This window comes from Oceanobacillus saliphilus, assembly GCF_023522835.1.
GTDB lineage: Bacteria > Bacillota > Bacilli > Bacillales > Amphibacillaceae > Oceanobacillus > Oceanobacillus saliphilus.
The window spans coordinates 265,297-284,629 of the sequence record NZ_JALCZU010000001.1; the positions used below are offsets into that span (position 1 = coordinate 265,297).

Sequence of the window (19,333 nt, forward strand, 5' to 3'; positions counted from 1 at the left end):
CCTCAACCTTGCTACTTCTTCTACCTTCAATTTCGTTAACTTTGCAATGTGTTCATCCGAAAAATTTTCACGTATTAACTCTTGAGCCAACATCTTTTTTGCCTCTTCTCGGCCTTCTTCTCTTCCCTGTTCTCTACCTCTTACTAATCCTTCGTCTTTCGCCTCAGCAAACAACTCTGCTATTGTAGGTGGTAACTTTTCTTTTTCTGCACGCATTGTTTGGGACACCTCCATTCCTATTAATGGTCTTATATCTTCGCTTAATTTCTTTTTTAAGGATTCTGGAACGTGGAGTAGATAATCGATGAAGTAAAATATACTGCTTAGATAGATGCGGGGGTTTTCCTGTTCGGTGCTAAATTTTTGCAGGACTTGAATCATTAGTTTTCGTTTAAACGTGTAACGCTTGTGTGCCTCATTTTTACTTTTACTCGCGTAAATACCAGCCAGCACTGCTGCAGCAAATGGATTCGATGATTGCTCCAATTCTTCGATATCTTTTCCATGAAATTTGTACATATTATATGCATAGGTAAGTTCAGTACCAAAAAAGGAAAGATTAAATTCATTGTGCTGACTCGAGTACTCAGTATCAGTTATCAAGGCAATCGCATAAATCTCCTTGTTAAATTTATCATAAATTCTATAAAAGTAACGGAACATCCGCTTTGAAAAATCCTTGCCCGCTATTCCTTGCACTTCCACATGAACCAATATCCATCTTTCCTGACCGCTTTTCATAAACACTTTCACAATTTGATCCGCATTAACTCTTCCTTTCCTTTCGTTTATCACATCTTGGAAAAGCTCTTGTTGCAGAAATTCCGGTGCTCTTGTGAAGTCAATTTCTTCATACAATTCGGGAGCGAAAAATTGCATAAACTCCTCGAATAATTCGCCAATTAATTTTTTCCATAACCCATCCTGGTCTGATTGTATTGATTTATAATTTGCAGTATCCTCAAATACGTAAATTGTTGCCATTATTTTACCACATCCTTTGGTGAATATGAATTTGTTTTTGATACGGAAATTCGACAGCGTGGGAGCAGCTCTACGTTTGGGAAGTGCTCTCTCCTGTTTGAAGGGTGCTGTCTCCCGTTTGGGCGGCGATGTCTCGCGTTTCGGCGGCGCTCTCTCCCGGTTTGACGGTGCTGTCTCCCGTTTCGGTGCTGCTCTCTCCCGTTTTGGCGGTGCTATCTCCCGTTGAGGCGGTGCTATCTCCCGTTTGGGTGGCGCTCTCTCCCGTTTCGGTGGTGCTCTCTCCCGTTTCGACGGTGCTGTCTCCCGTTTTGGTGGCGCTGTCTCCCGTTTCGACGGTGCTCTCTCCCGTTTTGGCGGTGCTCTCTCCCGTTGAGGCGGTGCTGTCTCCTGTTTCGGTGGTGCTCTCTCCCGTTTCGGTGGCGCTCTCTCCCGTTTCGGTGGTGCTCTCTCCCGTTTCAGTGGTGCTCTCTCCCGTTTCAGCAGTGCTCTCTCCCGTTTCGGCGGCGCTCTCTCCCGTTTCGGCGGCGCTCTCTCCCATTTCGGCGGTGCTCTCTCCCGTTTCGGCGAGGCTCTCTCCCATTTAAAGGGCGCGCTCTCCCGCTCAGACGGCCCGCTCTACCGTATTAGAGAAAGCTCACCAGCCTCGCCTGGCCTACTCTCTACTTCTTATACCATCTCCTATGCTTTTCATCATATTTCAGTCCGGCATTTTTCATTAACCTTGTGGCTATATTTTTTGATTTGAAATTTAAGAACCGCATACATTCTGAATTTGTAATCCAGGGGTTTACTAGTAATAAGTAATCTTCCAGCGTTTTCTTATGTGCTGTGGGGGATTTATGATGACATTTATTGCATTGCCAGTTGCTGTGTGTCCGCTCCATTCCGAGCCACCCACATGCCGGGCACTGCACCCCGGGTAATAGATCACTCCCCTTTATGCTATGCTTGGTCATAATATCGATATCAAATTCTCTACATTCACGTAGAATCGTATATCCAATTTTTTGGTGTTGTACAGGCGTGTTGCTGGATAAGCTTTTTTCGTGATTCATTAGTTTCATCGGAGTGCTCTCTCCTCTTACTACTACTTTTGCAATAGCTTCTTTGTCGCCGACAACCTCTAGTATTGTGGCTGGATCACTTATTGCAATAAAATGATAGATTGGAATACTTGGAAGGCCACGTTCTTGCAGCCAGTTTTGAAGTTTGATTTGTTGGATTTCCACCTGGGTAATGGGGTGATTGAAGCCCGTTTGTATTTTGCCGTCATCGCGGATGAACTGGTTGAGGACAGTGTCGAATATGATTTTGCCGCTGTAGTTCTTCACTTCAATCAAATAGATTGCCTGGGGGCTTAGGATGAGGTTGTCTATCTGCACAGACTGACCGCCTATAGGTAAGCAGACATCCTGCAGAATCGTGTGTTTATCGGCTAGCAGGGACAGATAGTAATCTACTTTCAGTTCTCCCTTATAGCCCTTGAGGTACTTGGCAGATTCATACTGGATTTCCTGCAAGCGTGGGAAGTTCCTCCTAAGCCGGGGTGCGATGGCTTCGTATTTTTGCAGCACGAGAGGTTTTGGACGTTTTCTTATGATCATCATGTACTCCTTTCCGATCGTAATAACTATATTATAACCACTGTCCAGGATTTGGCAATTTGCTAAAATTTAATTTTCTATTAAATATAATGCATAAAATAATCGAATGCTGGACTAAAATAATATTTTCAAATAACGAAACCATTCTAAAAGAGAAGTTTCACCTTTTTCCTGGAAAAATGTCATTTTTTGTTCGCATGATTTTGTGCTATATTTAAGATATCAAAAGGAGGTGAATGGCATGGAGAAGGAAGATCAGATTATAGCAATGCTTGAGAAGATTATTGGAAAGTTGGATGAGCATGGAGAAGCCTTAGATGAGCATAGCAGTATTCTTAGTAAACATACTAGCATCCTTAATGAGCATAGCAGCATTCTTGATAAACATACTGGAATCCTTAATGAGCATAGCAAAAAGCATGAGGAACACAGCGAACAATTTAAAGAACATGGGCAGATATTAGCAGCACTTCGCAATGGGCAGGAGTACTTGAAGGCGGAAATGGACGGAATGAAGATAGCGAATGCAAAGGAATTCGGCTCATTAAAAGAAGAAATTAGTCTTATTTCTACTAACCAGGACCTACTTCGAGAGGATACTTGGGCAAGCAAAGTAGATATACATCGCATTAAAAATACGATGGGTATGAAATAAATGTGGAAAACTTCTTCATACTTCCTAACTATACTTCTAAGAATCAGTCTACTGAATATATAGATTACCTCGATAAACTAACCCGATCCGGATTCCCACAATCCAGATCGGGTTTATTTTTATATCTATATATGTGGTGCTACGTTTACGTACGCTCCCCGCGCCCTTTATAATTAATCGCTACAATACCAACGGCCACAAGCGCTATTGACCCAACAATAAACAAATTTAACTCTTCGCCCGGTATGAACATTGCTGACAAAACGGTTCCGGCAACGGGAACAACAAATTTGTACATGCTGATTTCCCCTGCCTTGTTGTATTTGAGCAGTGAATACCAGAGTGCAAAGGCGACCGCAGACAATAGGGCCGAATATATTAATAAGCCTGTTCCAAGCGGATTGAAGATAATGGCATTTTCACTGATTTGAGGAAGGCCGATTATGAGCAGAATCGCTGCACCGATTGTCAGCTGCCAGCCGGTAAGTGCGAATGGATGGATCCCTGTCGCAAGTTCCTTCGCCATGATTGTTCCAATTGCACCAGTCAAGGCAGCGAGGATCATATAGCCCTCCCCTGTCAGCTGGAAGCTCAGCTGAAATTCCTGTCCCCAGTTTGCGACAATAATACCAGTAAATCCGGCGATTAAACCGATTGTCTTATTCCAATTCATACGGTCATTGGTATAAAAATAATGGGCGATTAGAACGGTAAAAAATGTTCCACTTGATGATAGGATTGCACCCTGCATCCCAGATACTTTTGCCAGTCCATTATAAAAGAAAAAGTATTGGAGCGAGGTTTGGAAGATACCTAGAATTATAAGGACTTTAATCTGCCTGCGTGTCACCAATAGATGACGCGGACTTGTAAGCAGCAAACCTACCAATACAATCAGGCCTGCAAGCAAAAAGCGCCAACCGGCAAAAACAACTTTGGCAATCGTATCATCCGGTGCCATCTGCAATTCCTCATAACTAATTTTCAGCACCGGAAACGCGCTCCCCCATAATATCGAGCAGAATATGGCAATGGCTATAACGGACCATTTATTTTGAAATAGATTGTTCATGATGTCATCTCCTTGGGGTGGTTGGGATTTTTTGTTTGGCCGAGCTGCTCTCCCAAGTTGGTGCGGTGCTCTCCCGTTTGGACGGGGTGCTCTCCTGTTTGGTCGGGGCTCTCTCCCGTTTAGGCGGGGCTCTCTCCCGTTTGGAGGCGGGCTCTTCTGTTTGGACGGAGCTCTCTCCCGAATGGAGGGCAGGCTCTCCCGTTTGAACGGCGCTCTCTCCCGTTTGGACGGGGCTCTCTCACGTTTGGACGGAGCTCTCCCGTTTCGGTGGTGCTCTCTCCCGTTTGAACGACGCTCTCTCCCGTTTGGAGGCGGGCTCTCCCGTTTGGACGGAGCTCTCTCCCGAATGGAGGGCAGGCTCTCCCGTTTGAACGGCGCTCTCTCCCGTTTGGCCCGGGTGCTCGCCCGAGTTGACCCAGAATCCCCGTGCCTAGGCGCGATCCCACGTATAATATTTCGTATTCAGAACAATGTTTATCATAAGCGAATTGGTATCAGAACGCAAATTAACAGATTAAAGCGGAATGGCCTTTCATAAGGAACAAAGTGAAACGCAATCGGCAGTAATTCAATCTTGTTTAAACATAGTGGGTATTTGTTAAATATCTCTATTAATTCACGAAATTTGTTGACTAATTAGGACTATCTTACTAAACTTTATATATTGGATATTTTTACTAATAGATAGAGAGAAGGTACGAACTTAATGGAGAATGGGAAGAAAAAGATGAGAAAGGCCGATTTTCTTGGTTTCTTGAGTGGTTTGATTGCTTTTGCATTGCTAATTTTACCTTTTGGCAATACACATGCAGGGTTGACTGATGACAATGATGTCCGCTCAGATGTATATGGTGAAGAAGAGAATACGAGAGAAGATGTTTATGGGGATGAATTAGATTTTAATGAGGAAACAGATGTTACGGGTGATGTTTATTGGGATGAATTGGATTTTGATGAGAAAACAGATGTTACCGATGATGTATATGAAGCCATTGGCTATTCGGCTGAAACGGTAGCTGGTTATGTTTATTACCGGTATGATTTCAATGAATTCAATATAGGTGATTACATCGATTCAAATGGGGATGTTGTTGCAAATGATAGTGATTGGATAACCTTTACACCGGGATTATTGGACTCGTTGGATGATGATAGTTCGGTTCATTTGAATTTTAACGGCAGTAGCGTGCAAATTCCGCTTTCGTCTATCAGAGGAAATTATTCCAGTCTAGAATATATCGATTTCCACCTAACTCCAGTGAATATAGCTGGGCATGTTCCGCCATTGAGCGAAGTTTTCTGGATTGGTATGGTCGATCAATATGAATGGGAGTATCACGATGAGATTGGTGGGCCTGTAACGCTGACTTTCCAGATCGACCCAGATGCAGTTGAGAATTGGGAAAATGTTGTGATCAAGTATATGAACGAAGATTATGAGTTTGTGGACTATGAACATCAGAATCTAACATTTAATACGGAAACTGGAGAGATTACTGCAGAGGTCTATCATTGGAGAACCTATGCAATATTTGAGGAGCCTGGCAGTGAAACGGATGAGACGGTTTCAGAAGACAACAAACCGGATGAGACTCATGAAGAAGATGAGGATGAATTCGTTTACGTTCCCGAAGATAGAAAAGTTACCGACGATGTATACTATTTGATTGGATTTGAAGATGCTTTAAATGATTTAAAAGATAGTAATGGAAATGTCGTTGCAGAGAATGCAAAATATTTTATGATTACGAAGATTTTATTGGATACATTGGATAGTGACAAGGAGCTCATCCTAACAAATGATGGAATAAAAGTAGCTGTTCCAATTGGTGCGCTCAAGTCATTGAGCAAAGATAGTTATATCCTGGCTCTGGATCTGACTAATGTGACAGATCAGTATCCGAACGCAAAGAGTTCCGTCTATGACTTTAGCCTTTTTCTGGATTATGAATATGTGGAGAACACTGCTTTTCCCAAACCCTTTGAAGTAACCTTCTATGTGGATCCGAAGAAAGTGACAAATTGGAACGATATTGTCCTCCGCTATATCGACCAGGATGGCAAGATTACCGATTATAAAAATCAATTTGTCAGCATTAATGCGGCAACAGGTGAAATTGTCGCAAACATCTATCACTTTAGTACGTATGGCATTTTCGAAGTTCCAGGCAGCGGGTCACCTACCAACAATGGGGAATCGTTGGTGATTACAGGGGTGAATGAAGATAAGAATAAAGATGAATCTTCTAAAGGAAAGAAGAACGCTCCTGAATCTGTGAACAAGGTTTCCAGTAAGAGCAAAAGCAGCTCGGCTGATGAAACAGCGACTGATGCTCCGAAGCAAAATCAATTAGGGAGTATCTTACCTGACACAGCAACCAATACATTTAACATTCTAGCGATTGGCTTGATCGTCCTTTTATTCGGTTTACTTCTGGTTATTTGGAAGAAACCTAAAAAAGCTTAATGTCTGACCCCTTCCATGAGTTGGAAGGGGTTTTTGGTGGGTTTAGGGGAGAGTATTATCTTTTTGTGGGAGTGAAGCATCGTCGGGCGGGAGGCAGCACTCCGCAAACGGGAGAGAGCAACGTCCAAACGGGAGAGAGCGCTGCCGAAACGGGAGACAACTCCGCCTAAACGGGAGACAGCTCCGCCTAAACGGGAGACAGCTCCCCCTAAACGGGAGACAGCTCCGCCTAATCGGGAGACAGCTCCGCTTAAACGGGAGAGAATCACTGTCGGACTTGAGAAAACCGACACCCCCCATCTCTCATATTTTTTCATTTTCCGACAATTGCCGTGACTATCGTCGTGTATAATAATATGGGTATCTATCAGGAATCGGAGGATTTATCGGATGAATTGGTTTATTTTTATTTTTTTGGCTTTGATTTTTATTTTTTCACCGTATCAGAAAGGGCTTTATTTTGATACGGACTTTTATGGTGTTCAGCTGCTTGTATTTGGGCTATTCATCATGCTGTTCCTTACGTTAATCATAAAGAAAGAATTAAGTTCCATCAAACCGGTTTGGGTTATTGTTGTTTTGCCTTTTTTCTATTTGATTTCCCTGTTCAACGCTGAAAACCCGATGGGGGCATGGAATTCTTTGTTGCGCTGGACATGTTATGTGGCTTTTTTCCTTCTATTATATTGGGCAGCGAGCAGGGATAAAAAGATACATCAGTTATTGCCGGTTGTATTTCAGATTACTGGCATTTGGATTGCTATACATATGCTATTCAATCAGTTTGGTTGGCTGGAATATCCAACAGCATTTATTTTTGATCGGTTTGCTGGTGTTTTTCAATATCCGAATACATTTGGAATGATTATGGGCGTATTTTATTTATTTTCGCTTATGATGTTGCTGCAGTCTCGGAATAACCTGCCGACTTTTATTTTGTACGCTGCTCCTTTGGTTATTTTTATGATTTGTTTTATCGAGTCGTATTCCAGGGGGATGTTTTTGGTTCTGCCAGTGACCTGGTTTGTGGGGCTACTTCTTTTAAGGCCATTAAAGCAGATTCAATATGTTCTTTATACCTTCATTTCTGTGGTGGCAGGTGTTATGGGGACCGTTATTCTCAAACAGGATACACCTGTAGCAAATCTTATCTACATAACTATCATTTCTGGCATCGTCGTTCTGTTGCTGATTTTTATTAAGAAATGGATTTCGAACCCCAAATTTGATAAATTTGGCGATAACAGATTGTACCGGTTCATTGGTCCAGCTGTCATGATGGTGTTTGCTCTTTTGTTACTTTTGGATTTAGGGTTTAAAGGTCTGGTCTATCAGCAAATGCCTACTGACCTGCAAGAGCGGATATCCAGTATGACGGGAAGTACGTCCGCACGTGAGCGGGTATTGTTTACGCAGGACGCTTTCGAAATGACGAAAGAATCGCCGCTTTTTGGCTCGGGTGGCGATTCATGGGCGTCCCTTTACCGTACCTATCAGCAATTACCATATCAGGCCAATAAAGCACATAACGAGTACCTTGAATTCGCAATCGATATCGGCTGGCTCGGGCTGGCAGGGATGATTGCTGTATTCGGATTTTTTTATTTTATCATTGTAAAAAAATATCGACATAGCGACGAGAACACCGCATTTATTGCCGTTATGATTTCCAGTCTCACTATTTTGTTACATAGCTTGATTGACTTCAATTTATCATTTGGTACAGTATGGCTTCTGCTTCTTTGGCTGTTGGTCTATGGCTTGCTGGGCGAGGAAAATTTGGGTGCCGGGAAGCTGATCGATACGAAATTTTACAAATATGGAATCTATGCTTTTTTTGGTTTGCTGCTTGTGGTTGGCTTTTTCTCTTATCGCTTTATGACCGCCGAACACGATTACAGGCTTGCCATCAATACAAATAATATTTCTGAAAAAGAATTCCATTTGAATGAAGCAGTGGATAAAAATCCATATAGCCACCGCTACTTGTTCGCATCAGGGAATTTATATATTCAGCTCGTCAATCGGGATATAAACGTAGAAGCGAATAGCCAAAATGTTATCGGCATTGCAGGAAAACTGACTGAATTGGAACCGAATAACTCCTTCCTTCTGTATCAGGCAGGATTAATGCTTGAGGATGTTGGTGAAACAGCGATGGCGTCATCACTTTTTGAGAAAGCTTTGGACTTGGATGATTTTGGAACCGATATTTATGAAGCTGCCATTCGGGTAAAGTTGGAACTGGATCGCGAGCAGACTGATCCTTCGGCAAAAGGGAATCATCTGAACGACGCGATAGCGGTGTATGAGCAGTTAGTCATAACCTATGCGGACTTTGAAAAAAATCCAATTGGCAATGAGCATAATAGCAGGAAATTTCAGGTTTCTGATGACGCCAAGTCAATGGCTGCGGAAGTATATTACATGCTCGCAGACACAGTAGCAATTGAAACTATTCTTATGGGACTCGAGTCTGATAGTGATGTTGTAGAAGATGTGGTAGTTCTTTTGGTTCTTTCTCTTCAGGAAGCAGGGAAATTTGAAGAGGCTGCTGATGTATTGGAAGCTTATCAGGCGGTTTATCCTGATTTGGCGGAGAGATTTATGGAGTGAATATCTTGATTGTTGTGTGCTGCGGCTAAATATTACGGTTGGCCTTCTCCCTTTAATAGGGGGAAGGTTTTTTGTTTTATGGTTAGCAGAGATTGGGAGCGAGGTACAGACGCTTGCTCTCAGATCATAAATATTCGATACCAGGCTATGAACAATCAACTCTCTGGATTTAACGCTCGATCCAGGCCATGGACGCTCCAAGTACATATTCGAACGCTCAATCCCAGGCCTTAAACGCTCATCCCCCTCGCTCGAACGCCCGCCCCGAACCACGGAACGCTCCACTCTCCTGCTCGCACGCTCACCCCCGCCCCCAACAGCTCACCTCACACAAAAACCAACCAATGATCTCCACCCCAATTAACATTATAGTAATATTCCCTCCCCAACTAAAATAAACTCTATAAAACAAGCTTTATCTGGAGGGATATAGATGGATGCAGAGAACTTGCTGATTACTGAAGAAATGTTGGCCAGATATTATGATCTCAATAAGATGAAAAAGGAAGTAGAAGCAGAGATGAGTCAGTTGAAGGCTAATTTTAATGCCTATATGGATCAATATGCCGGGACAAATAAGAAGGGTGAGGTTGTTGAAGGGAAATACAAGCTACTTAGGCAGATTAGAAAAACGGAGAAATTCCATGAGAAGGATACCTTGGAACTGCTGGAAGAGATGCAATTGCATGACCTGATTAAAGTGGTGAAGAAGCCGGATGATGGGAAAATTAATGCAGCAATTGAACTAGGCTTGCTCGCAGAAGAGAATCTGAAGGACTGCCGGATAGCAAGCTATTCACCGGCGATTGCTGTTAAAAAGATTTAAAATCGTAAGGGGATGTGTGCATCATGTGAGCACTCATCCCCTTTCATATATGATTCGACATAATTCGGGGAGTGACAGACACCGCCGGAGGGCGCTGCCATTACCCGTTCAATGCTGCTTCATCTGCAATAATCATTACATTGCTGTGTTTTTGTAATATAGAAGCTGGAAACTCTTCCGAAACTTCTCCGTTCAACAGGCGATCAAGTGCCTCGCTTTTACTGGATCCCGATACAAGCAACAGGATCTCTTTACTTTGCATAATAGAGTCAATTCCCATTGTGATTGCTTTTTTAGGTACCTCTTCTAAGGAAGCAAAAAATCTTGCATTCGCTTCACGAGTCGATTCGTCTAAATCGACGACATGGGTTCTGCTGGTGAAGGCTGTTCCAGGCTCATTGAACCCAATATGACCGTTTATGCCAATACCAAGCACCTGAACATCGACCTTTTTCGCATCGATAATTTTTTTCTCATAATCCTGACATTCCTTGTCCAAATCCTTAGCAACGCCATTTGGCAAGTTAACATTGTTCTTATCGATATCAATATGTTTGAAAAGCTTTTCGTTCATATAATAATGATAGCTGTTCGGATCGTCATTTCCCAAGCCTACATATTCATCCAAGTTAAATGTCGAAACATTCTTGAATGACACGTTCTGCTCTTTATTTTGTTGAATTAAACGGTCGTACAGGCCTTCTGGAGTTGAACCTGTAGCAAGACCAAGTACTGGTTCTTGCAGTTCTTTTATCTTTTCTACTATATAGGAGCAAGCCTTCTCGCTCATTTCGTCATAATCTTTTACTTTTATTATCTCCATTACATACTAGCTCCTTCCATATACATCATTCGACAAATTTCGGGTGGTGCCTGGCACTGTTCGGTTTTCGACAAAATTCGAGGAGTAACAGGCACCCAACTACTTCTAACTGCTGTAGGCAATCGCGCCGCGGCAGATGGTGTGTTTTATGTTTAGTTGGTTGTCTACTAATAGGATGTCTGCGTCTTTGCCGACTTGGATGCTCCCTTTTTTATCATAGACATTTAATTGCTTCGCTGGGTTGATGGATGCCATTTTAATAATGTCTTCAAAATCAACTCCATCAAGCTTCAGCAACTGCTGTGCACCTTCATGCATTTTCAAGATGCTTCCTGCCAATGTGCCGTCCTTCAACACAGCCCGGTCTTCATTCACGATAACCGGCTGGCCGCCTAATTCGTAATCGCCCGCTGGCAAGCCTTTTGCGCGCATCGCATCGGTAATGAGGATCAATCGTTCACTTCCCATATTGTTGAAAATCAATTGAAGCATTTCCGGTGCGATATGAATTCCATCTGCGATAACTTCCCCACGCAATGCCTCCAACTGAAACGCAGCACCGACAACTCCGATATCCCGGTGATGGATTCCTGACATGGCATTGCACAGATGGGTTACTTGCTGAACACCGTGTCCGACTGCCTGTTTCATACCAGCAAAATCTGTCGCTGTGTGCCCTGCTGAGACATTGACTCCGGATTCAGCTAACTTTCCGATAAAGGATCCGTCATTATCATGCTCCGGTGCCATCGTAATCGTTTTAATTTTACCACCGGAAAGCTCCTGCCACCGCAAAAACTTCTCAATGTCAGGTTCGATAATGTACTTTTCAGGCTGTGCGCCTGCTTTCGATTTCTCCACAAACGGACCTTCGAGATGGACACCAAGCAGTTCGGTTTGTCCTAGCTTATTTTCAAACCTTGAGATATTTTCCAGTGCGGCATCAATATTTTCCGGGGACTGGGTAATCGTCGTTGCAAGAAAACTTGTTGTCCCTTCACTTGGCAAATTTGCTGCCATCGTATCGAGCGCTTCTGCTGTCGCATCCATCACATCGGCACCGTATGCACCGTGAATATGGCCATCGATAAAGCCGGGTATGGCATTGAGATGTTTTCCATCGATTATTTGCACGTCCGCAGGTAAATCAGGTAATTCGCCGCCTTCAACAATCCTTTTAATCTGTCCATTTTCAATATAAATCCCACCGTCTGGAACTATCTTTTTCTCCAGATATATCGTAACATTTTTCAAATAAAGTGACGTGTTCTGCATGTACGCACGCTCCTTCCCATTTTAGCATACCTCAAACAGAAAGAGCCATCTATAGAAGAGGCGGATTCAGCTTGAAATTTTTTAAGCTGAACACACCTCTTCCATTCAATGGCATCAATAAGAGATAATCTTTTAGACGAAATCCTTAATTTCATTCGCAAATTTAGTTGTAATATCTTTCGGTCTCGTGATTGCGCCACCAACAACAGCGGAGTATACACCAAGTTCAAATACGCGCTTTAGCATTTCCGGTGTTGCTACATTACCTTCTGCAATAACGGGTTTTTTCACAGCCTGAAGGACTTCTTTCAAAAAGGCAAAATCGTTATTATGCAGCATTTTACCAGTAGTATCCTTTGTGTAACCGTGTAATGTCGTGCCGATATAATCAAAACCAAGCTTCTCCGCATGGACTGCTTCTTCCACTGTTGCGATATCAGCCATCAACTCGACGCCAGGAGCATTTTTGCGCACATAGGCAACGAGCGCTTCCAGTGATTTTTCCGGTCTTTCACTGAAGGTTGCATCCATCGCGATCACTTCACAGCCACTCTCAATCAATTCGTCCAGCTCTTTTGTAGTCGCTGTAATGTAAACCTCGGAACCCGAATAATCCCTTTTTACGATTCCGATAACTGGAAGGTTGACTTCCTTTTTGATTTCGATAATATCTTCTTTTGAATTTGCTCGAATCCCTTTTGCCCCACCTTGATAAGCGGCAAGGGCCATCTTGCTCATGATATAGGAGGAATGAAGTGGTTCATCCTCGAGAGCCTGACAGGATACGATCAAATGTTTTGGTAAATGCACAGTTTTCAACTCCTAATCTTCTAACACTTCTTCAATTTCATTTTTAATAACGGAAACTTGCGGGCCATATACTACCTGTACCCCGTCCCCTTTCAAAATAACACCTTTGCTTCCAGTTTCTTTTAAAGCTTCCTTGTTTACTTTTTCACCATCTTTAACGGTAACACGCAAGCGGGTTGCACAGTTGTCCACGTCAACAAGGTTTGCTTCTCCACCAAGCGCTTCAATGATTGCATATGGACGAGCTGCTTTATCCATATTGACGGTTTTCGCGCCAGCATCATCGTCCGCATTGGCATCGACAACTTTTTCATCTTCACGACCAGGAGTTTTGTAGTTAAACTTCTTGATCAGGAATGAGAATGTGAAGAAATACAGGAAGAACCAGATAATACCAATTGGAATGACATAGATCCAGTTCGTCAGCGCCTGACCTTGCAGGACACCAAACAGGATAAAGTCGATGAAACCACCCGAGAATGTCTGTCCAATCGTAATTTGGAAAATATGTGCCAGCATAAATGCCAGACCATCGAATACTGCATGCACAAAGTAGAGTACTGGAGCTACGAATAAAAATGAGAACTCCAATGGCTCTGTAATACCTGTCAAGAAAGAAGTTAGTGCAGCAGAAAGCATCAATCCACCGACAACCTTCTTGTTTTTTGGTTTTGCCATACGATAAATCGCATAAGCAGCACCGAGCAGACCAAACATCATCGTAATAAAACGTCCGGACATAAAGCGGGCTGTTCCTTCAAAGAACCGCTCTGTACTTGGATCGCCAAGCTGAGCGAAGAAAATATTCTGTGTACCCTGAACTAATTGACCGCCAATTTCCATTGCCCCACCAAGTCCGGTTTGCCAGAACGGTAAGTAGAAAATATGATGCAAACCAAATGGCCCAAGCATACGAAGAATAAAGCCATAGAAAAATGTTCCGATATAACCGGTTGCATTAACGATATCACCGATGTTGAAAATAAAGCTTTGGAAAATCGGCCATATGTAGTACATCGCAACCCCTAACAATATTGCTGAAAAGGATGTGATAATTGGTACGAAACGGGAACCGCCAAAGAATCCCAAAAACTGTGGCAATTCGATTTTATTGAAGCGATTATGCAAGAGTCCTGCCATAATACCGACAACGATACCACCGAATACACCTGCTTCAAGTGTTTGAATACCGAGGGCAAAACCTTGACCAACTGCCGATAAGTTCTCGACAGCTAAATTATTCGTAATAATCAATACTGCATTTATCGTTGCATTCATTACGAGATAACCTATTAAAGCAGCCAACCCAGCAGTCCCTTTATCGGATTTAGCCAAACCAATGGCAACTCCGACAGCGAAAATTACCGGTAAGTTAGCGAATACAATATTACCAGCTGAACTCATCACCGTAAAAATAGCCTGAAGCCATGCAAAATCCAATACTGGATATGCGGCAACTGTATTTGGATTGGAAAGTGCTCCACCAATTCCTAACAAAAGACCGGCTGCAGGTAAAATTGCAATCGGTAACATAAAGGACTTCCCAAATTGCTGTGCTTTACTGAAAAACCTTTTCATGATGTACCTCCTATTTGAAAATAATTTCAAAACTATCGTATCAAACGTTTTCATAGTCGTCAATACTTTATTTTAGATTCCTGTTACAAAATGTTATCATGAGAGGGAAGCATGGGGACGGTTCTCTTGCTTCGGAAGCAAGAGAACCGTCCCTATGCTTCCTGAAAGGAGAATGATGCTGATGAACTTCGAAAATAGAATTCAAAAATACAATTCCATATTAACGAGCAATGATCGCAAAATTATTCGCTATTTAGTGGCAAATAAAGATACTGTCATCAACAAAACAATTACTGACTTATCCGATGAGATTGAAGTATCGCCCGCAAGTATTACTAGGTTCTGCAAAAAAATTGATTTTGATTCATTTCAGCAAATGAAATATTCCATTGAACAAAATGCTGTCGAAACGATTAAAACGGATAAAACATTTGATATTATTTATAATTACTACCATTCCATTATCAAATCGACACAGCAATTCATCAGTGAGGAACAGACGAGCAGGATTGTCGGTTTAATATTAAGTGCGAGTAACATATTGTTTTGTGGTGTCGGAAATTCCGGCCTGATTGCCAACGAGTTCAACAGCCGTATCCAGCGCATGGGGATCTCCTCACAGTCCATGACTGACGCACATGGCATGCTCATGAAAAGTGCCTTATTGGATGAAAATGACCTATTAATCTGTTTTTCCAATTCAGGCGAGACAAAATCTGTCGTCGATTCGGCAAAATTGGCAAAAGAAAACAATGCCACGACAATTGCTGTTACCAATTATGAAGATACATTGCTGACGAAGCTTGCAGACGAAGTAATTTTAATCTCAAGCTATAAATATATTGATGACGAGAAATTTATCAATACACAAATTCCAGGGCTATTTTTGCTGGATATTTTGACGTATAAGTTGTTGAATCATGAGAGATTAATGGAGCAACGAAAGAAGACGTTAAGGGCGATTAGTAAATATGGATAAAAAAAGGAAGATCAACGTTGAGTTTAATCGTCGATCTTCCTTTTTTTATTTAATTGTAACAATGTTTTCTGCGCTTTTTTTGACAGCACCTTGGACTTCCAATGTTACCGATTCACCCTCATTTAAGTTGGTAAAAATAATCGGCGTCACGGTTGACGTTGCATGACTTCCAACATAATCCAAATCAACTTTCATCAATGGTTGGCCCGCTCTCACTTGGTCATTTTCTTTGACTAGTGGCTCAAACCCATTTCCTTTTAACGCAACCGTATCGATTCCAATATGGATTAAAATCTCACGACCTGAATTGGACTCCAACCCAATCGCATGGTTTGTCGGAAAAATATTGACAATCTTACCGTCGATTGGCGAAAGCACCGTCCCTTCCTTAGGCACAATCGCAAAGCCATCCCCCATCATCTTCCCTGAAAATACTTCATCCGGAACTTCTGTTATTGGAATTAGCTCACCAGTCATTGGAGCAATAATTTTTTCAGATTCTTTCTCTTTCTTGCCGAATAGGTTTTTAAACATGCTGCTTCCCTCCGATTTCCAACAATTTCTGTATAATATGCCCTAATTGATGGTTAGACATACTAGTGAAAATGTTTAAGTTAAATAGTAGTATGAATGGTTGGTGGGGTCAAGTTGGATGGTGCGGCTGGGGGAATGAACTTCATTTGGGTTATGAAGATCAAGGTGCTGAGGACGGCGAAATGAGCTTCATTTGGGTTATGAAGGTCAAAGGGCGGTGCTGAAGCCCGTGAAATGAGCTTCATTTGGGTGATGAAGGTCAAAGGGCGGTGCTGAGGCTGGAGAAATGAGCTTCATTTGGGTGATGAAGGTCAAAGTACGATGCTGAAGCTGGGGAAATGAACTTCATTTGGGGTATGAAGATCAAAGGGCGGTGCTGAAGCTGGGGAAATGACCTTCATTTGGGGTATGAAGGTCAAAGAGCGATGCTGAAGCCGGCGAAATGAACTTCATTTGGGTTATGAAGATCAAAGCTCGATGCTGTGGCTTGGGAAATGAACTTCATTTGGGGTATGAAGGTCAAAGGGCGGTGCTGAAGCTGGGGAAATGATCTTCATTTGGGGTATGAAGGTCAAAGCGCGATGCTGAAGCTGGGGAAATGAACTTCATTTGGGGTATGAAGGTCAAAGGGCGGTGCTGTGGCTGGGGAAATGAGCTTCATTTGGGTGATGAAGATCAAAGCGCGATGCTGAAGCCGGGGAAATGAACTTCATTTGGGGTATGAAGATCAAAGGACGGCGCTGAGGCTAGGGAAATGAACTTCATTTGGGGTATGAAGGTCAAAGCGCGATGCTGAAGCCGGGGAAATGAGCTTCATTTGGGTTATGAAGATCAAAGCGCGGTGCTGTGGCTGGAGAAATGAGCTTCATTTGGGTGATGAAGGTCAAAGCGCGGTGCTGTGGCTGGGGAAATGAACTTCATTTGGGTGATGAAGGTCAAAGCGCGGTGCTGTGGCTGGGGAAATGAACTTCATCATGACTATGAAGATCAAAGCACCATGAAAAAACCGGCGAAATGAACTTCATCATGACTATGAAGATCAAAGCACCATGAAAAAAACGACGAATTGAACTTCATCATGGTTATGAAGATCAAAGCATCATGAAAAAGCCGGCCAAATGATCTTCATCACGACTATGAAGATCAAAGCACCATGAAACGAATTGAACTTCATCACGGGTATGAAGGTCAAAGCACCATGAAAAAACCGGTGAAATGATCTTCATCACGACTATGAACATCAAAGCGCTATGAAAAAGTGCCCAGATGAACTTCAGCATGGCTATGGAGGACCTGATTTGGAAGAATGGCAGACTCATCCATTAAATAACTGTTATGAATTGTATTTGTAGACTACATGTATACGACCAATCACAATCAATATGAAACAAAGAAATATGTCGTCTATTCGATATTGGGATACACCATAAAAAGGGGGGCTATCCGTTTATCCAACTAACAATAGGATTCCCTACATAATCTGTGTCTCTATACTCCTATTTCTCAACTAAAAAGCGAAAATAGCTCAGTTAAGCTGAGCTATTTTTCAGAGATGGAAATATATTTAGTTGTCAATTAACAAATCTTTCTTTTCCTTCTCCAAACGAACACACCACTGCTGTTTTACGATTACTTCACAGTAGTATTTGTGATTAACAGAGGAAGCCCTATGCCTATCTTATTAAAATCATTTCCACCAACCATCATACATAGATACAGGTTGTGTTCGTTTGTGTTTCGTCATTACGTATTGATTTTCTATTTTTTCAGCGTCTGCTTTAGTAATTTCCTTACCTTCCAAATAATCGTCGAGAACATCATAGCTTATTCCAAGTTCTGCTTCATCTGATTGTAATGGCGTTTCGTCTAAAAGATCGGCTGTTGGTTCCTTTGTGTATAGTCTTTCTACCGCATTTAGTTCTTTTAAAAGGGATTTACCCTGTCGTTTATTCAAACCACTTAGCGGGAGAATGTCTGCTCCACCGTCACCAAACTTCGTATAGAAACCTGTTACTGCTTCAGCTGCGTGGTCCGTTCCGATTACTAAGAGCCCTTCCATACCTCCGATAGCGTACTGCGTGATCATTCTCACCCTCGCTTTAACATTTCCTTTGTGGTAATCCTTCAACTCTTGATCAACACTATGAAGGTAACTTTTTTCGAAAGTATCCACCGTATCTGCAATATCAAATGTTACTTCCCGGTCAGGTTGAATAAATTCCAATGCCAATTGAGCATCGCTTTCGTCCTTTTGAGTTTTATAAGGGAGTCGAACAGCTATGAAAATTGCTTCATAACCTTCCGACCTTAACTCTTCTATAGCCATCTGAGCTAATTTCCCAGCAAGTGTCGAGTCCTGTCCGCCGCTGATTCCCAACACATAACCTTTTGCATTCACTTTTACAAGATACGCTTTAAGAAAATCGATTCTTGCCCTGATTTCATCTTTTGCGTTGATTTGTGGCTTTACATGGAGTTCCCTGATGATTTCGTTTTGAATACTCATTTTGATTATCCCCTCCTAATTGATATAAAAAAATTTCATTGTTGTATCGATAACAAGCGTTCGGAAACAACCATCACCGTTATTACGTAAAATTGTCGATTTACTAATGGCCTCTAACATATCTATACCATTCCTGCCATTATGATAAACTTATTTCCTCTCACTAAATCTTTGTCTTTAGCCATACTAAACGTCACCCTGCTTTGCTAATGATATCCGTTGAGCGATACTTTTTACAATGTCTTGTCTTCCAGTATTTGTCGCAAACTTCTCTTTACTTGTTGTATACTTCCATTCTATTGCTCTAAATCTTATTTAAATCTACTGGATATTTTACCAGATTCCCTTACCATCATGGAGATGAAGGTCAAAGTGCTGCGGAAAAGTCGGCGAAATGTTCTTCATCCGAGCTATGAAGGTCAAAACTCGATGGAAAAGCCAGCAAAATGATGTTCATCACAGCTATGAAGGTCAAAGTACGATGAAAAAGCCAGTGAAATGATCTTCATCACGGCTATGAAGGTCAAAGTACGATGAAAAAGCCAGCAAAATGATGTTCATCACAGCTATGAAGGTCAAAGTACGATGGAGAAGCTAGAGAAAT

The 19,333-nt window shown here is 42.2% G+C and carries 15 protein-coding genes and 1 pseudogene; 6 read left to right on the plus strand and 10 right to left on the minus strand.

Annotated elements, in window-relative coordinates; translation table 11 throughout:
* The 3 genes from MN204_RS01165 to MN204_RS01175 all read right to left on the minus strand — a co-directional run.
* On the minus strand, nt 1-984 hold a 984-nt coding region (locus MN204_RS01165; RefSeq protein ID WP_249869236.1), incomplete at its 3' end, for an RpnC/YadD family protein.
* A 70-nt stretch (nt 985-1,054) separates the two neighbouring features.
* Entirely contained in the window at nt 1,055-1,564 is a 510-nt protein-coding gene (locus MN204_RS01170) for a hypothetical protein (protein WP_249869237.1), read from the minus strand.
* A gap of 79 nt (nt 1,565-1,643) precedes the next feature.
* On the minus strand, nt 1,644-2,588 hold the full coding sequence (locus MN204_RS01175; RefSeq protein WP_249869238.1) for a nuclease-related domain-containing protein: 945 nt from the start codon (nt 2,586-2,588) through the stop codon (nt 1,644-1,646).
* Between the two features lie 241 nt (nt 2,589-2,829).
* Here MN204_RS01175 and MN204_RS01180 point away from each other — a divergent pair, with 241 nt between their 5' ends.
* Nucleotides 2,830-3,243 (plus strand): hypothetical protein, encoded by a 414-nt coding sequence (locus MN204_RS01180; RefSeq protein WP_249869239.1) that lies wholly within the window; start codon nt 2,830-2,832, stop codon nt 3,241-3,243.
* Nucleotides 3,244-3,388: 145 nt separating this feature from the next.
* Here the strand turns inward: MN204_RS01180 and MN204_RS01185 are convergent, their stop codons facing one another.
* Complete coding sequence (locus MN204_RS01185) at nt 3,389-4,315, minus strand: DMT family transporter (RefSeq protein ID WP_249869240.1); 927 nt, start codon at nt 4,313-4,315, stop codon at nt 3,389-3,391.
* Nucleotides 4,316-5,021: 706 nt separating this feature from the next.
* On the opposite strand from MN204_RS01185, the gene MN204_RS01190 reads away from it, so the two are divergent.
* From MN204_RS01190 to MN204_RS01200, 3 genes are all read left to right on the plus strand, one after another.
* Nucleotides 5,022-6,782: an LPxTATN C-terminal sorting signal domain gene (locus MN204_RS01190; RefSeq protein WP_249869241.1), complete on the plus strand. Its 1,761-nt coding sequence runs from the start codon at nt 5,022-5,024 to the stop codon at nt 6,780-6,782.
* A gap of 390 nt (nt 6,783-7,172) precedes the next feature.
* Nucleotides 7,173-9,398, plus strand: a complete 2,226-nt coding sequence (locus MN204_RS01195; protein WP_249869242.1) for an O-antigen ligase family protein — start codon at nt 7,173-7,175, stop codon at nt 9,396-9,398.
* Between the two features lie 433 nt (nt 9,399-9,831).
* Nucleotides 9,832-10,224 carry a hypothetical protein gene (locus tag MN204_RS01200; RefSeq protein WP_249869243.1) on the plus strand — a complete coding sequence of 131 codons (393 nt, stop codon included), beginning with the start codon at nt 9,832-9,834 and terminating at the stop codon, nt 10,222-10,224.
* Nucleotides 10,225-10,324: 100 nt separating this feature from the next.
* Here MN204_RS01200 and nagB read toward each other — a convergent pair whose 3' ends face one another.
* From nagB to MN204_RS01220, 4 genes are all read right to left on the minus strand, one after another.
* Complete coding sequence (gene nagB / locus MN204_RS01205) at nt 10,325-11,047, minus strand: glucosamine-6-phosphate deaminase (protein WP_249869244.1); 723 nt, start codon at nt 11,045-11,047, stop codon at nt 10,325-10,327.
* A gap of 105 nt (nt 11,048-11,152) precedes the next feature.
* Nucleotides 11,153-12,322: an N-acetylglucosamine-6-phosphate deacetylase gene (nagA, locus tag MN204_RS01210; RefSeq protein WP_249869245.1), complete on the minus strand. Its 1,170-nt coding sequence runs from the start codon at nt 12,320-12,322 to the stop codon at nt 11,153-11,155.
* 132 nt (nt 12,323-12,454) lie between these two features.
* A complete protein-coding gene (locus MN204_RS01215; protein WP_249869246.1) occupies nt 12,455-13,132 on the minus strand; it encodes an N-acetylmannosamine-6-phosphate 2-epimerase in 678 nt (225 codons plus the stop codon).
* A gap of 12 nt (nt 13,133-13,144) precedes the next feature.
* Nucleotides 13,145-14,710 (minus strand): maltose/glucose-specific PTS transporter subunit IIC, encoded by a 1,566-nt coding sequence (locus MN204_RS01220; protein ID WP_249869247.1) that lies wholly within the window; start codon nt 14,708-14,710, stop codon nt 13,145-13,147.
* Nucleotides 14,711-14,891: 181 nt separating this feature from the next.
* Between MN204_RS01220 and MN204_RS01225 the strand changes: the two genes are divergently transcribed.
* Nucleotides 14,892-15,689: a MurR/RpiR family transcriptional regulator gene (locus tag MN204_RS01225; protein WP_249869248.1), complete on the plus strand. Its 798-nt coding sequence runs from the start codon at nt 14,892-14,894 to the stop codon at nt 15,687-15,689.
* Between the two features lie 45 nt (nt 15,690-15,734).
* On the opposite strand, the gene MN204_RS01230 is transcribed toward MN204_RS01225, so the two are convergent.
* A complete protein-coding gene (locus MN204_RS01230) occupies nt 15,735-16,223 on the minus strand; it encodes a PTS sugar transporter subunit IIA (RefSeq protein WP_438804675.1) in 489 nt (162 codons plus the stop codon).
* Between the two features lie 1,292 nt (nt 16,224-17,515).
* On the opposite strand from MN204_RS01230, the pseudogene MN204_RS01235 reads away from it, so the two are divergent.
* A pseudogene (locus tag MN204_RS01235) lies at nt 17,516-17,655 on the plus strand (IS256 family transposase); the annotation flags it as partial.
* Nucleotides 17,656-17,910: 255 nt separating this feature from the next.
* On the opposite strand, the gene nadE reads toward MN204_RS01235, so the two are convergent.
* Nucleotides 17,911-18,729, minus strand: coding sequence for an NAD(+) synthase (gene nadE / locus MN204_RS01240; protein ID WP_249869249.1), 819 nt, complete (start codon nt 18,727-18,729; stop codon nt 17,911-17,913).
* Nucleotides 18,730-19,333 lie beyond the last annotated feature (604 nt).